This is a genomic window from Lentisphaera araneosa HTCC2155, assembly GCF_000170755.1.
Lineage (GTDB): Bacteria > Verrucomicrobiota > Lentisphaeria > Lentisphaerales > Lentisphaeraceae > Lentisphaera > Lentisphaera araneosa.
In genome coordinates this window covers 158313-172275 of record NZ_ABCK01000012.1, presented here as the reverse complement: position 1 = coordinate 172275, position 13963 = coordinate 158313, and the positions used below count along the sequence as shown (strand labels likewise).

At 41.0% G+C, this 13963-nt stretch carries 10 protein-coding genes; 1 reads left to right on the top strand and 9 read right to left on the bottom strand.

What is annotated here, in order from left to right:
* Nucleotides 1-105 precede the first annotated feature (105 nt).
* From LNTAR_RS13525 to LNTAR_RS13500, 6 genes are all read right to left on the bottom strand, one after another.
* A complete protein-coding gene (locus tag LNTAR_RS13525) occupies nt 106-1590 on the bottom strand; it encodes a sialate O-acetylesterase (protein WP_007279278.1) in 1485 nt (494 codons plus the stop codon).
* Between the two features lie 110 nt (nt 1591-1700).
* Complete coding sequence (locus LNTAR_RS13520) at nt 1701-3029, bottom strand: sulfatase family protein (RefSeq protein ID WP_007279277.1); 1329 nt, start codon at nt 3027-3029, stop codon at nt 1701-1703.
* Between the two features lie 108 nt (nt 3030-3137).
* Nucleotides 3138-3785 carry a hypothetical protein gene (locus LNTAR_RS13515; protein WP_007279276.1) on the bottom strand — a complete coding sequence of 216 codons (648 nt, stop codon included), beginning with the start codon at nt 3783-3785 and terminating at the stop codon, nt 3138-3140.
* Nucleotides 3786-3787: 2 nt separating this feature from the next.
* A complete protein-coding gene (locus tag LNTAR_RS25795) occupies nt 3788-4387 on the bottom strand; it encodes a prepilin-type N-terminal cleavage/methylation domain-containing protein (protein ID WP_007279275.1) in 600 nt (199 codons plus the stop codon).
* A 324-nt stretch (nt 4388-4711) separates the two neighbouring features.
* The gene (locus tag LNTAR_RS13505) at nt 4712-5011 is read right to left on the bottom strand and encodes a hypothetical protein (protein ID WP_007279274.1); all 300 of its coding nucleotides are present in this window, start codon (nt 5009-5011) and stop codon (nt 4712-4714) included.
* Nucleotides 5012-5013: 2 nt separating this feature from the next.
* Nucleotides 5014-5622, bottom strand: a complete 609-nt coding sequence (locus tag LNTAR_RS13500; RefSeq protein WP_007279273.1) for a type II secretion system protein — start codon at nt 5620-5622, stop codon at nt 5014-5016.
* A gap of 866 nt (nt 5623-6488) precedes the next feature.
* Between LNTAR_RS13500 and LNTAR_RS13495 the strand changes: the two genes are divergently transcribed.
* Nucleotides 6489-7862, top strand: a complete 1374-nt coding sequence (locus LNTAR_RS13495; protein WP_007279272.1) for an ATP-binding protein — start codon at nt 6489-6491, stop codon at nt 7860-7862.
* Nucleotides 7863-7870: 8 nt separating this feature from the next.
* On the opposite strand, the gene LNTAR_RS13490 is transcribed toward LNTAR_RS13495, so the two are convergent.
* From LNTAR_RS13490 to LNTAR_RS13480, 3 genes are read right to left on the bottom strand one after another with little or no spacing between them, the layout of a single operon-like run.
* Nucleotides 7871-8818, bottom strand: coding sequence for a sugar phosphate isomerase/epimerase family protein (locus tag LNTAR_RS13490; RefSeq protein WP_007279271.1), 948 nt, complete (start codon nt 8816-8818; stop codon nt 7871-7873).
* A 23-nt stretch (nt 8819-8841) separates the two neighbouring features.
* A complete protein-coding gene (locus tag LNTAR_RS13485; RefSeq protein ID WP_007279270.1) occupies nt 8842-10581 on the bottom strand; it encodes an arylsulfatase in 1740 nt (579 codons plus the stop codon).
* A 1-nt stretch (nt 10582) separates the two neighbouring features.
* Nucleotides 10583-13900 carry a DUF7133 domain-containing protein gene (locus LNTAR_RS13480; RefSeq protein ID WP_007279269.1) on the bottom strand — a complete coding sequence of 1106 codons (3318 nt, stop codon included), beginning with the start codon at nt 13898-13900 and terminating at the stop codon, nt 10583-10585.
* Between the last annotated feature and the right edge of the window lie 63 nt (nt 13901-13963).

Below are 13963 nucleotides of genomic sequence, written 5' to 3'. Positions count from 1 at the left end.
GCACAAAGCTATTTTTGTGAGGGGCGCGTCCAGTTGAATTTATCAGTTTTGCGGAGCTAATAATCAATATCTTTGCGCATTTTGCAAAGTTTATCGAAGTATTAATTACTTGGGGGTACGCCAGTGCCAACGATCTGTTCTAAAGGGGTAAGCCGCAAAATTTTCTTTATTGTAGAGATTACACAGGGGAAAAGGAGCCCAACCATAGCGTACGGCAATAGGCTTTTTGACTGTGGGATGCGAAAGAACCACGCTATTATTGTCGTCAACGACAGCATTGGCGGGGTAAAAGACGCCGCTCTCATCGACTATTTCAAAACCTAAAAGTGTTTCTTTAGGAACTTCATGTCCATCTAGATTTAGCGTTTTGCTCGTGAGGCCAGTACCGACGGAGTCAAACTTTACCAGAGCCTTGCCTCCTAGGACTTCCCATGACTTAAAAACAGGCCCTTTATAAACTCCTGCTTTCTTATAAACCTTTGCCAATGCCATGGCGCTAAAACGCTGCGCAGGAATTTCCTTAAAAGGTGGATGAATATCTTTTTGCATGCCTCCATCCGGTATGGTAATAAGCCAAGCATTTTCTATGCTCTGCTCTACTTCAGCTAATCCCTCGGCAAAGCGGGAACTATGAGAATCTATCGGCTTATCTTTTCTAACTCCAAATGGAGCCAGCGAGGTCATAATAAAGGGAAGCTTAGGCGATTTAAATAGACGACGCCAGTCAGCAATCATAGTAGATATTTTATGCTTATAGGTGGAGAATCCCCAGACGTTACCCTCACCCTGGTACCATAAAACACCCTTTAAACCATAGGGCATGATAGGCCCAATCATGCCATTAAAGTGACCGCCTGGTCCGGAAGAATTAGGATCTTTCTTCCTCCGTTCATCAACTTTTTTATTAAAGGCTTTGCAGTCCGCTCTTTTTTTAACCACATCACTTGGCATCCACTGCTCGATAAAAGTACCACCCCAACTGCCATTAATGACGCCAATAGGGACGGCTAGTTCTTCTTGAATAGTCTGACCGAATAGATAGCCAATCGCTGAAAACGGGAGTGAGGTATCTCTTGTTGCCACAGCCCAATTGCAATCAACATCCGTCTGTAGCTCATCCGAGACCGATTTCGGAATCGTACAGAGACGCAGTAAGTTATTACCTGCTTTTTTATGGGCATCAGCGACAGGTTTAGACTTTAAACAAGCACGTAAAGACATCCTCATATTGGACTGACCTGCACACAACCAAACATCACCTACAAGAATATCTTTAAGAGCAATGGAATCACCCTCAGCATTTGAGGCAAGCAGTGTTCTGCCTTCTGCAGAAGGCTCAAGAGGATCAAGCGTCAATAACCACATGCCGTTTTTATCTGCCTTCGTGGTTTTCTTTTGTCCAGCAAAATCAACGCTCACCTGTTGACCTGGAAATGCTGTACCCCAGATGGGTACAGGACAGTCTCGTTGAAGAACCGCATGGTCTTTAAAGACGCCGCTTAAAGTGATCCTTTTATTGTTTTGATCTCCTGCGAAACAGGGCAAGATCAAACTCATTGCGATGACTATAAACAAGATTATTTGTTTCATTTATTAACTCGATGCTTAAATGTTTTCTTAACTAAATTTAAAGAGAAATACAGCCCACTAATTACACGGACTCATTTCTATATGCTGATCCAATCAACCCTCATTAATGCCTATTTCTGCGAGGGACGTTTCCAGTTAACCTTAGCTGCTTTTGTAAGGTAAGAATCCATATCTTTGCGCATTTCGCTAAATTTCTCGGGATAGTCTTTGCTGAGGTCCTTCTTCTCAAAAGGATCTTCTTTAAGATTGTAAAGCTCGTACTTGTGTTTTTGGCTATCTTTTACAAGCTTCCAATCAGCAATTCTAAGGGCGTGTTTCTTGTAGCCCTGCAACCAAGTATAGTATTGCTTGCGCTTGGTAAATTCTTTTTGATTGGCATAAAGCACTTCCTCGAGAAATGATTGGCCATCCATGTGACCCGAGTATTGAATGCCCGCGGCATCAATCAAGGTGGGCATAAAATCCATGGTCATGGCCTTAAATTTTGATTGACTACCGGGTTTGATTTTACTCGGCCAAGTGAAAGAAGTGCAAACGCGTAAGCCTCCCTCGTACATGTGAGTTTTGTCTGCGCGGAGCTTCCCATTATCTGCACCATATCTGAGCTTGCCTCCGTTGTCGGAGGTAAAAACAACGAGAGTATTGTTTGCTAGCCCGAGTTTATTTAGATGGTCTAAGACACGTCCAATTGAATGATCCATATGCTCAATAAGACCTGCAAGTAGCGCACGTTTTTCACTCGCATTTGGATGCCTTTTTTTGAATTTCTCATAGAACTCTTTCGGGGGATGAATCGGGTCATGTGGTGCGTTGTAGGCAAGAAACTGAAAAAAGGGACGCGCATCATTTTTGGCGGCTTCGATGTCCGCTATTGCCCAATCACTAAACAAATCTGTTGCGTGTGTTCCCTTGGTGGCAAGTGGCTGGAAATTTTTGTACATGTACTCATTACCGTGACGCGTATGTTCCCAATAATCATCCATCATATCACCCAAGAAACCATGAAAAAATTCGAAGCCTCTTTCATTTGGCGTATTGGGAGATTTAAGCCCCAAATGCCATTTACCAATTAAGCTAGTTCGATAGCCATTTTTTTGGAAGACATCGGCAATGGTCGTAGCCTCAGGGTCGAGAAAGCCCCAGTTGCCGGAATCAGGAGTTCGTACAACACCGGGAACTCCCACCATGTCTTGGTTACGGCCGGTGAGAAAAGCGGCTCTTGAGGGTGAACAAACACAGCTATTGGCAGTGAATTGCGTAAAGCGCATGCCTTCTTTCATCAACTGATCAATGCGTGGCGTCTGGATATCGGGTGAACCATAAATAGATAAATCGCGATACCCGAGGTCATCTACCATAATAAAGAGGATATTTGGCTCTTTTGCGTTTAATGAATTAATAGAGAGACATAAGATAATAAAAATAAAGAAGCGATACATAAGAGGTACTAGTTTTTTAAAATTTTAGAAGTTCTAGAAGCCTGAATCAGGACTAGAAGACGGAGTTAGAGATTTTAAGAAAATTGTCCTATGGTGCACTCAATAAGATCATTTCTTGAGCTTAAGGACAGTAAGATTATCAATTCTTGCGGGGCCTTTGGCGACGGCCCAGCGGATATTATTTATGGGCCAGTTGATGTAATCATGCTTAATTGTTAAGGGCTCAGAATTCTCAGCATTGAGTACTCTTACTGTTAGCTGATCTTTGTTGAGTTCCACAAGGACTTTGTAGTATTTGTCCGGGGAATGACCTTGCTTACGAGTGTTGTAGACTGCTTTTGGCTTGCTATCACTTTGAACTCTTAAAAATTTTGGAGTTAATACCACGCGACATATATGTCCTTTTCCTGGCCCCACACCATTGAGCGTGACAATGACATTTTTTGCCTTGTGTAGCTGGACTTCAAAGTAAACTAAAGCTCTGTGACCGATAGCCAAATCCATGCCCGACGTTGCGACGTGTTTATCTTCAGCGAGTTCTCTGCCTTCCAACTTTCCATCAAGGATCTCATACTGACCTTTTATGGGGACCCATTTGGGAGAGAGTTGCTCATAAGTCTTGTTTTCAAAATCAAAGTCACAAAGGATAGCCACTTTGCCTGCACTTCGCTTATCGAGCTCAGTCTGTACTTCAGGTGAAAGAGCAAAGATACTCAAATTAAAGAGCAAGAGGAGATATAATACTTTTTTATTCATCCTTATTCTAAGTCCCAAAATTCATCGCTTAGATGAATAGTAATTACGTCCTTGTTAAGCGACGAAACATGGCCATCGACCCACAACAAATTAGGAGCGTAATTATGGCGAATGCCTATGGGGGCAGCCCAGGTTGACTTGTTATTTATCAGATAACCTAAAGGAACGCGATTATGCCATGGATGAGTTGTGTTTCCATGTCCGCTATCAGCAAAGAAAAGAGTCTGTGCTGGATTATTAACTTTACTAAGTTTTCTTTCACTTAAATTCGAATAATTGAAGCCGTAAGAGGGATTCCATTGTTCCGGATTAGGATTCGGATCACTTGGGCACTCCAAGACACTCGTATCGCCAGGGAAGTTCTGCCTTGTCGACCATGGACCAGGATTTGGGAAATTAGCATGACGTATAATGCGTTTGGCGTCATCTAGGTACATATACATAGTTGTACCAATTTGTTTGAGGTTGCTTTTACATACACTTGAGCGACTCTTATCTCTAGCATTACCCAAAACCGGCACTAAGAAAGAAACAAGAATACCAATAATAGCCACCACCACCAAAATTTCGATTAAAGTAAATTTCTTTTTCAAAAACTTCATATAATTTCATCCTTTAATAGTAATAATTATATATGAATTGTACACAAAAAGTAAGATCTTACGGAAATTATAAAAAAAATCAGTTTTTTTTTTAACAAAAATGGATCTTTGATCCGCAAGTAGTCCCGCCCTTTTCGTATCTAAGAAAAGGTATCTAGTTCAAGCTTTAGAGGCTGTGTAAAAAAACTCTTTTAGGTGCAGAGCACCGATAGGAAATAGCGTGTGGTTCAACCACACGTTTGAAATAAAAATTTATCTAAGGTGTAACGCACCGACATAAGGTAATGAATGTGTCGGACTTACAGCCCTCTGATAAGCTAATGATTAGTAGCCACTTAAATCTTTGCTAATCAGACCAATATCTAAATCCATTCCCGAAGTTGAGACGTGTTTGTCTTCAGCGAGTTCTCTGCCTTCCAACTTTCCATCAAGGATATCATACTGACCTTTTATGGGGACCCATTTGGGAGAGAGTTGCTCATAAGTCGTATTTTCAAAATCAAAGTCACAAAGGATAGCCACTTTGCCTGCACTTCGCTTATCGAGCTCTTGCTGCAATTCAGGTGAAAGTGCAAGAGCACTTAAATTAAAGAGCAAGAGGAGGTATAATACTTTTTTATTCATCCTTATTCTCTGTCCCAAAGTTCATTACTTAGATGAATATTAATCATGTCCTTCAGTGTTGAAACGTGGCCATCGACCCACAACAAGTTGGGAGCTTCATCATGGCGAAGTCCAATGGGAGCTGCCCAGGCAGACTTGTTGTTAATCAAATAACCTGCAACAGCGCGATTATTCCACGGGTGAGTGGTGTTTACATGCCCACTATCAGCAAAGAAGATAGTCTCTGCTGGCTTACTTACTTCAGCAAGTTTCTGTTCCTTTAAATAGAAATAATTAAAACCATAAGAGGGTTCCCAACTAGCTGGGTCCGCCTTTTCATCGCTGGGGCATTCCAAAATACTATTATCTCCCGGAAAAACATTTGCTCTTGACCAAGGGATGTTTAAGCCAGTAGAAGGATTTGGCGTAACATGATTAATAATGTACTGAGAATCGTCCAGATATAAATACATCGTCACGCTCAATTGTTTGAGGTTGTTTTTACATACACTTGCGCGACTCTTATCTCTTGCATTGCCCAAAGTTGGTAATAAGAGAGATGCAAGAATACCAATAATAGCCACCACCACCAAAATTTCGATTAAAGTAAATTTCTTTTTCAAAAACTTCATATAATTACATCCTTTCATAGTAATAATTAAATATGATTTGTACCCTAAAATCGAGATCTTACGGAAATTATAAAAAAATCAGTTTTTTTTTAACAAAAATGGATCTTTGATCCGCCGATTGTAGATCGTAATCTGTTGTGGCTAAGCGAAGGCATGTAGTTCAAGCTTTAGAGGCTGTGTGAAAAACAAATATAATTCTGTGTAGGGCTGAAAGCCCGTCCGATTATAGCATGCACCGATAGGTGCATGATTGTATTGAAAGAGGAAGTTGAAGGGCTGTAAGTCCGACCGAGTCAATAAGTTCGGTCGGTACTTCGTACCTTGATCTTATGTATCAAATTAATGTGCACCTATCGGTGCACACTATTATAGTGCGGTACTCTGTACCTAAACACTTGTTTTTCACACAGCCTCTTTAGCTTGCGGACTTTTTCAGCACTCTAAAGAGTGGACTACATACCTAGAAATCAAGCTTTTCAGCACTCTAAAGAGTGGACTACATACTTTGGAACTCCGCATCCATGCGGTTTAATCACGGCCTATACTCTTGTGAGTTTGGTCTATATCGAAACTAAACTTGAGCCCTATCCCCCTTCCGTAATTTATTATGCGGTTCACCGTACACACGACAATAATTCGATGCTTTGCACCTGAGTCTTGATTCAGGGATCGTCCTAAAACCACATAATTCATCAGTATTGAGCACATCTCTAAAAAATTTAACAAGAGTTTATTTTTACTATAAAATAGTAGAAACAACCGTCTATTTTTACTATAAAATAGTAGAAACAACCGTCTATTTTTACTATAAAAAATTGTTTTTTTATGATCAAGGCTTATTTTATTAAATCATTAAAGGTTTTGATATGAAAAGAAATGCAGAAATCTATTTAAAAAATTGGCTCTATAAAAGTCATCGAAAACCCTTAGTCTTACGAGGTGCTAGGCAAGTCGGTAAAACATGGTCTGTTCGCCACTTAGCAAAAAGCGAGAACATGAAATTAATTGAATTAAATTTTGAAAAAGATTTAATCATTAAAGAAATTTTCACCTCCAATAATCCCCATGAATATATTAGTCTTCTAGAAATGCATTTATCTTGCACGATCAACATAGAGAACAGCTTATTATTTTTAGATGAAGTCCAAGCTTTTCCGCAAATCTTGGCAAAGTTACGTTGGTTTTATGAAGAGATGCCAGAACTAGCTCTTATCGCAACGGGTTCACTCTTGGACTTTACACTTGAAGACCATACTTTTAGCATGCCAGTTGGCCGCATAAGTTACTATTATTTGGAACCCTTTAGTTTTAATGAGTTTTTGTCTGTTACTGGCAATGAAATACTACGTGATTTTTTAGATACAATAAATCTTACCCAGATATCACAGGGAGAGGCGATCAAGCCTTTGATTCATAAGAAACTTTTAAGTTTATTCAAAATATACACAATAGTGGGAGGGATGCCGGAAGCATTAAGCACCTGGATTGATACTCATTCATTTACTGAAATCTCTATTATACAACAAGACCTCCTAGCTACTTACCGTGATGATTTTTCAAAATATTCCGCAAGGTCTCAAAAAGAAACCTTAGATATAGTTATGAGGAGTCTGCCGCGAATGATTGGTCATAAAATCAAATATTCAAATATCAGTAAAGAAATTCGAGGCGATGTTATTAAACGAGCTTTAAACCTACTATGCACTGCAAAAATCTGCCATAAAATACATACGACAAGTGCTGATGGCCTTCCTTTAGATGCAAGTTCAAATCCTAATAAGTTCAAAATGATTTTTCTTGACTCAGGTTTAGTCTCAGCGGCCTTAGGCTTACAGCTCAACTTAGAAATGCAAAAAACAAATATTGAACTAAGTAACAAAGGCGCAATTGCCGAACAAGTTGTCGGGCAACTCCTACGAACAACAGAACCTTATTATATAGAGCCATCACTGCACTATTGGGCAAGAGAGAAAAAAGGTTCCGAAGCTGAAGTCGATTACTTAGTTCAGTCTGGTTCTACTCTTTTGCCCATTGAAGTAAAAGCTGGGAGTACGGGATCAATGAAGTCTCTACACCTACTCATGGCTCAAAAAGGCTTAAAAATTGCCGTTAGACTTAACTCCGACCTGCCAAGTTTGGTTGATGTTAATTTTAAAATCAATCCAAATGATCGAGCGGAATATAGTCTTCTATCACTCCCAATATATATGACTGAACAAGTTAAACGTTTAACTGGATAAGCTAAAATTTACACTTGGTATTTTGCCCAAAGTTCCTCGAGGATTTTTTTGCTCATCTGAATGCCCTCAATTTCGTTTTTACTGGGATTAGTGCCCTCGTATTCAATGCCAATCCAGCCCTTGTAAGCACTTTCAACGGTCAGCTTCATCATGCGTTCCACATCAATTTCGTATCCAAAATGTCGGTTTTTTACTGTGTACTTTTTACCTGGCACGAGATCATAAGTTTTGGCACTAAGGGCTTTGGCGTACGGAAGCATGGCCTTAGTTCCCGCGTAGGGATCGAAAAGAGTTTTGCTCTCTCTATCCCAGAAATTCCCAAAGTCGGGTAAGGTTCCAAAATTATCTAGATTGACTTCTTTCATCAGGCTAGCTAAAAACTCCCCATCAGAAGACAAGCCACCATGATTTTCAATAAGAATATTCATATTAAATTCTTTGGCTTCTGCACAGAGTTTGGACATGCCATCCGCGAGAAGTTTGCGCTGCTCATCAGTTGAGCCCTGACTGCGGGCATTAACGCGAATGCTGTGGCAATTCAATTCCGCAGCAGCCTCAAGCCACTTGCGGTGATTGGCCACAGCCTGATCGCGTTTGCTACTTGAAGGGTCGCCAAGGTTACCATTGCCATCTACCATGACAAGTAAATTTTCTATACCAAAATCCTGTGAACGTTTGTTCATTTCTTTCGAAAATTTAAGATCCGGCTTACGACCGGGGAAAAAAGCCCCTACGTATTCACAGGCTGCGATATCGAGGCTGCGAGTAATTTTGGGAAAGTCTAAAGAGTCCAGTTTTTTGTACCCTGACTTGCCAAAAAAGCCACGATGGAGTGAGTATTGAGCTAAAGAGATTTGAAGTTCTGGTTTTGAACTAAAGCTCTTACATGAACTCGCTAAGGCGGCTAAGGCAGAAGCTGCTATAAAATGGCGGCGATTAATATTCGAATGACTCATAGTGTATCTCCTAGTTTTTGATTCTATTTTTCAATTCTTTTTAAAGTTAATAAGCGAAAATCAATTATTCCTTCGCCGGTTTTTTTAAGAGCTTTAAGCTGCAAAACTCCTTTACCCTTTTCTAGCTTTATCACCCCCATATTTAAAGGTCGAAAATCCTTCACGTAGGATTCGATTCTAGGAGTATGATCTTCATCCATACCTTTCAAAGGTGGATCATGAGCATGATCAACACTTGCTTCAATGCTGTTGCCTGCAAAGGATAACTCCAAGACTGACCCCTGGTGGCCCTCTTTACAGGTGTAATAAATCACAGCTTCGTAATTGCCTTCGGCCTCCACCTCTCCATCCCAATAAATATAATCGTCAGTCGTTTCCCAATTATGCCAAAAACTACAGTTGGGGTGTTTACTGGATCTTTTGAGTGTTCCAGTTGCTTTGGCATCGCGAGCTGGAAGCTGACTAAACGGGGAGTCAGGATGAGTAATCACAAAGGGTCGATTTTTATTAAAATCTTTGGCTACATCGCGTTTGGTTTCCTGTAGCTTGTTTTTCATTTTCTGAGCAATCAGAGGGTACTTTTTACTAATATCTACTTTTTCGCCGGGATCGTTCTCAATGTCGTAGAGTTTACCTTCATTATTGAAGCGATATTTTTGATTTCGGATGCTCGACTTACTACTCCATTTTGCATAAAGGTAGCGCTCGTTCATTTGCGTACTGCCCATTAATTCAGCCTTCATACTTCGGCCATCCAAAGCTTTTTCACTGATTAATTTCACATCACATAAATCAGCTAAAGTTGGCATTAAGTCAATAACTCCTGAAATTTGCTTTACTTCTCGTGCAGGTGGGATTTTTCTAGGCCACTGAATCACTAAAGGAGAACGTAGACCACCTTCGTACACACTTCCTTTGCGACCGCGCATGCCCCCATTCCAGCGATCACCATTGGGACCATTATCTGACATGTAAAGAACTATCGTATCGTCACTCAAATTTAGCTCGTCTAATTTCTTTAATAGACGGCCCACATTGTAATCAATATTTTCGCACATGGCTAGAGCGGCTTTTAGGTGATTATTGACTTTCACAGGCATTTTGAAATCGTCTTTTTTGTCATATTTATCCCACCAGCGATCGGGTATCTGCATGGGTGAGTGAGGAGTGGCATAAGGTAGATATACAAAAAAGGGATTATCTTGATTTTTCTCGATAAAGTCAATAGCCTTATTTGTGAAGTCATCGATAATAAAACCCTGCCCCGGAACAATTTGATTGTTGCGTTCCAGCATGGGACTGTAATAATTCCCCCAATGACCAGAGCAGAAGCCATAGAATTCATCAAAGCCTCTAGCATTAGGATGATAGGGGTACTGCATGCCATTATGCCATTTGCCAAAGGCCGCAGTCTTATAAGCTGAAGCTTTAAACATATCGGCTATGGTCTGCTCATCCGAATCGATACGTTCCCCACCTTCACTTGTGGAATAGACTGAGCTCCGCTCATGGTAGCGCCCGGTGAGGAATTCCGCTCGTGTCGGTGAACAAACAGGCTGGACATAAAAGTATTTGAATTGGGCACCATTTTTGGCGATTGAATCTATATGCGGCGTATCCATATCGCGGTTGCCATTCATGCTTAAATCACCCCAGCCCTGATCATCTGTAAGAATGACTATGACATTGGGTTTTTCCCGCTTAGCATAAGCGGAAAAAATTAAACACATAAGTAAAAGTACTCTAGCGCTTAAGTATTGCATTTTAGTGCTCTTTCTTTTTGAGGGTTTTGAGGTAAGCAATAATATCTCGTAAGTCTCGTTTGCTTAAGACTGTACCAAGTGGTGGCATGGAGGATAGTGGCTTGCTCACTGAAGCGACATCCGCCATGGCAAAATCTTTATTTTTACCGTCGGCCATTTTGAGTACAAGTGTTTGTTCATCCTGTGAAACTAAAGAAGCCACTAGCGTATCTCCGTTTTTCATTTGTACCGTCACATTACCATAGCCCGGAACCACATAATTAGCGGGTGCAACAATGGACTCCATCAAATATTCTGGTCTTGCTCTTTCTAAGCTAGCAATATGACTTAAGTCCGGAGCTACTACCCCACCCTTATCTTCGATTTTATGGCAAATAATACACTGCCCCAAGCCTTCATTATAAACCATCTTTCTACCATTGATAGGGTCACCTCCATAAAGCGTTGCCTTGTATTCATGTAAGGGGCCTTGATCTTTTAAAGTATTTTTAAACTTCCCTAGGAGATGTTTTACCGCTTTATGCTGACTTTTTTCGGCGGCCTCTTGGAGCTCCAATAAAGCTGAGGGCTCATAGTTACCTTCAATTGCCTGACTCAAAGATTTAATTAAAAGACGCTCCCCTTTAACATAAGTTTTATGCGCCAAAGCCAAATAGAGCAACTGCAGATCAATTTGTTTATCATATAGGTTCTGTAGGTAGTCATTAAACATAAGCATATCACTCTGAGATAAATGAAAGAGCGCTTCTTTGCGGAGAACAAATTCTTTATCTTGTAAAAGTGTCTCGGTAATTTTTGCTACCGAAGCATCTGAACTAGAAATCAATTTTTTATAGAGATTCAGGCGTTCAGCCACATCGCCATTTGGATTCATCACTTGCGCAGCTAAGAGGTTCTTATTTTTGGCGAGGCCATACTCAATAGATAAACTAGTGAGCAAGGCCTTCATAGCTTTGGACTCTTCTTTATCAAGCAAATCACTTACGATGGCTTTTATTTGTGGTGCGGTATCGAAGCGCTCGGAGTTGACGGGTCTGATCTGTCCAATAATAGGATCCATTGGGGCTTCTTGCTGCCAGCGAATGAGGTCGTTGAGGGCTACTTGACGAATATGCTCTGGAGCCGATGAGTTGTAGATCAAAGCTCGTACATTTTCTACAGCTAGAGCATCACCACGACGAAAGTTCCATTGCAAGAGGCGCTCTAAAATAGTCTCGGTAAGCTGTGGTTTTCCCTGAGTGAATTTCTTAAGGGCCAACGCAGCTCGCATGGCTAAGTCATGATGATTCATACGATCAATCGCCAAGACGGCCTCCTGTACAATACTCACAGCAGCATCATCTAAAAAGTCAATCACGCGCTCATCGTTTAGCCGAGTTAAAGCTAATAAGCTCACCATGCGGGATGCGGGTGATGAATTCTTTATATACTTACTGATTTCGTCAGCATTGCTCGTGTAGATCAACCCCGCAGCTATGGCGTGACGCAAAAAAACGTCGTCATTTTTACTCGCAGTATGAATTAAAGCTTGAATCACTTTTGCGTCATTGGCAACTTTTCCGAGGGCAGTGGCCGCATAAAATTGAACCCGTGCATGCTCATCCTTTAAAAGCTTCATGAGGGGCTCTTTGGTCTTGGGATCCTTGGACTCACCCAAAACTTTTGCGATTTGCGCACGTACACGCCAATTGCGATCTTCGCAAAACTTTAAGAGTTCTTTATTAAAGCTCTTATCTTTGCGGGAAAGTTGCCCAAACCCCCAAATACTATGGAGTCGAGCTAGTTCATTCTCTGTTTGCTGAAGACCTTTTGCAAAGACTTTGGCATCTTTTCTCTTAGCTAGTTCAAATTGTGAAAAAAGGCGAACGCGCATATCGCGGTGGAATAAGTTTTGATAGAGTTCCTGAGCTGAGCTGGAAGTAAAACCTTTTCTTAAGATTCGACTAGCACTGAGCACTGATTCTTTTTGCATGGCTTCAGGATTTTTAAGAAGGTAAATAGCGCCTTTACGACTGCCATCTCTAGGATTGCCTGAAGCAACATAATCGGCTAGATATAGGCGTCCATCACGATCAAATTCAGTATCCATAATGAGGCCACCAGACCAAAAGTGATCGTGATCTTTTTTCTTTAAACCTGCTCCGTCGGGCTCAAGATCAAAGGCGTGAACCCCATTTTGATAAGCACTAAAGAGAAATTTGTTGTCGTACTTGCTGCCCATGGATTCACCAGGATTAAAGGTCATGCCGGCAGATCCCCCTGGGATAAAGAAAATGGATGGGATCACATAAGCCGCCTGCCCTTGGTGCTGTTCACGCCAGTCACCTTCCAATACCCAAGCATCTAAGGGTTTTGGCCCCTTGCGTTCATTGAGTTTTGTGGCACGAAAAAAAGTTGTTTTGTTTTCATGACCGGAATTCCAGCCATAATCACCTAATTCCACGAGGTAGCAAACGCGAGATTTATCGCCTTGACCACGATTATTATCGACCGTGAATAAATTACCGTATTGATCAAAAGCTAGATCCTGGGGATTGCGATTGCCAAAAGTAAACTCCTCTAAATGACTGCCATCGGGTTCACAACGAAAAATAGTTCCACGCTCACTGCTTTTCAGGACTTTTCCTTCTTTCGTTTTAACGCGATAACCACGATCCCCATTGGAAAAATAAAGTCGACCATCTACACCCCATTCAAGGCCATGTAGATCGTGACCATTGACGCCATTGCGAAAGCCAAAACCACTAATAAATTTTTCTTTTTTATCGTGAATGCCATCGCCATCTTGGTCCTCCAGTTTCCAAATATGGGGGATATTGGCGTAATACATTTCGCCATTGGGAGCCAAAAGAACACTGCCGGCATTACCTGCTAAAGGCTCATTAAAACCACATGCATAAGTTCGACTCTTATCCGCTTGCTCATCGCCCGTCGTGTCTTCCAGAATTGTAATTAAGTCTGAATACTCAGTAAAATGACCCGGCTTGAAGCGCCCCTTTTTTGTCCATTTTTCATAGAGATCTAAACGCCCCTGCAGGGAATTGATTTTCAGTTCATCCATGAACCATAAATTATGTTGGCGACTATCTTCTACACCACGTTGAAAACGCTGAACTTCTGCCACATATACTCTATTTTGCGGGTCGATGGTGATGGACACCGGGTTGCTAATCTTTTGGCTATCGGCATAAATATGCAAATCAAATTCCGGGGGAATACGAAAAGCTAATTTAGAATTTTTCCCTTGAGCTTTACTGTTAAAGCTCATTGAGGAAATGAGCCCAAAGGCGAGTATTATTTTACTAATTGTTGAAGACATTCTTTATTTCTTTAAACTCCTGTTTTTATCATTATTGTCACTCAGAGTATTAAAGTGACTTAT

Excerpts from the sequence above, each read along its gene's own strand:
- LNTAR_RS13525 (WP_007279278.1), bottom strand. The coding sequence starts at position 1,590 with ATGAAACAAATAATCTTGTTTATAGTCATCGCAATGAGTTTGATCTTG.
- LNTAR_RS13520 (WP_007279277.1), bottom strand. The coding sequence starts at position 3,029 with ATGTATCGCTTCTTTATTTTTATTATCTTATGTCTCTCTATTAATTCA.
- LNTAR_RS13515 (WP_007279276.1), bottom strand. The coding sequence starts at position 3,785 with ATGAATAAAAAAGTATTATATCTCCTCTTGCTCTTTAATTTGAGTATC.
- LNTAR_RS25795 (WP_007279275.1), bottom strand. The coding sequence starts at position 4,387 with ATGAAGTTTTTGAAAAAGAAATTTACTTTAATCGAAATTTTGGTGGTG.
- LNTAR_RS13505 (WP_007279274.1), bottom strand. The coding sequence starts at position 5,011 with ATGAATAAAAAAGTATTATACCTCCTCTTGCTCTTTAATTTAAGTGCT.
- LNTAR_RS13500 (WP_007279273.1), bottom strand. The coding sequence starts at position 5,622 with ATGAAGTTTTTGAAAAAGAAATTTACTTTAATCGAAATTTTGGTGGTG.
- LNTAR_RS13495 (WP_007279272.1), top strand. The coding sequence starts at position 6,489 with ATGAAAAGAAATGCAGAAATCTATTTAAAAAATTGGCTCTATAAAAGT.
- LNTAR_RS13490 (WP_007279271.1), bottom strand. The coding sequence starts at position 8,818 with ATGAGTCATTCGAATATTAATCGCCGCCATTTTATAGCAGCTTCTGCC.
- LNTAR_RS13485 (WP_007279270.1), bottom strand. The coding sequence starts at position 10,581 with ATGCAATACTTAAGCGCTAGAGTACTTTTACTTATGTGTTTAATTTTT.
- LNTAR_RS13480 (WP_007279269.1), bottom strand. The coding sequence starts at position 13,900 with ATGTCTTCAACAATTAGTAAAATAATACTCGCCTTTGGGCTCATTTCC.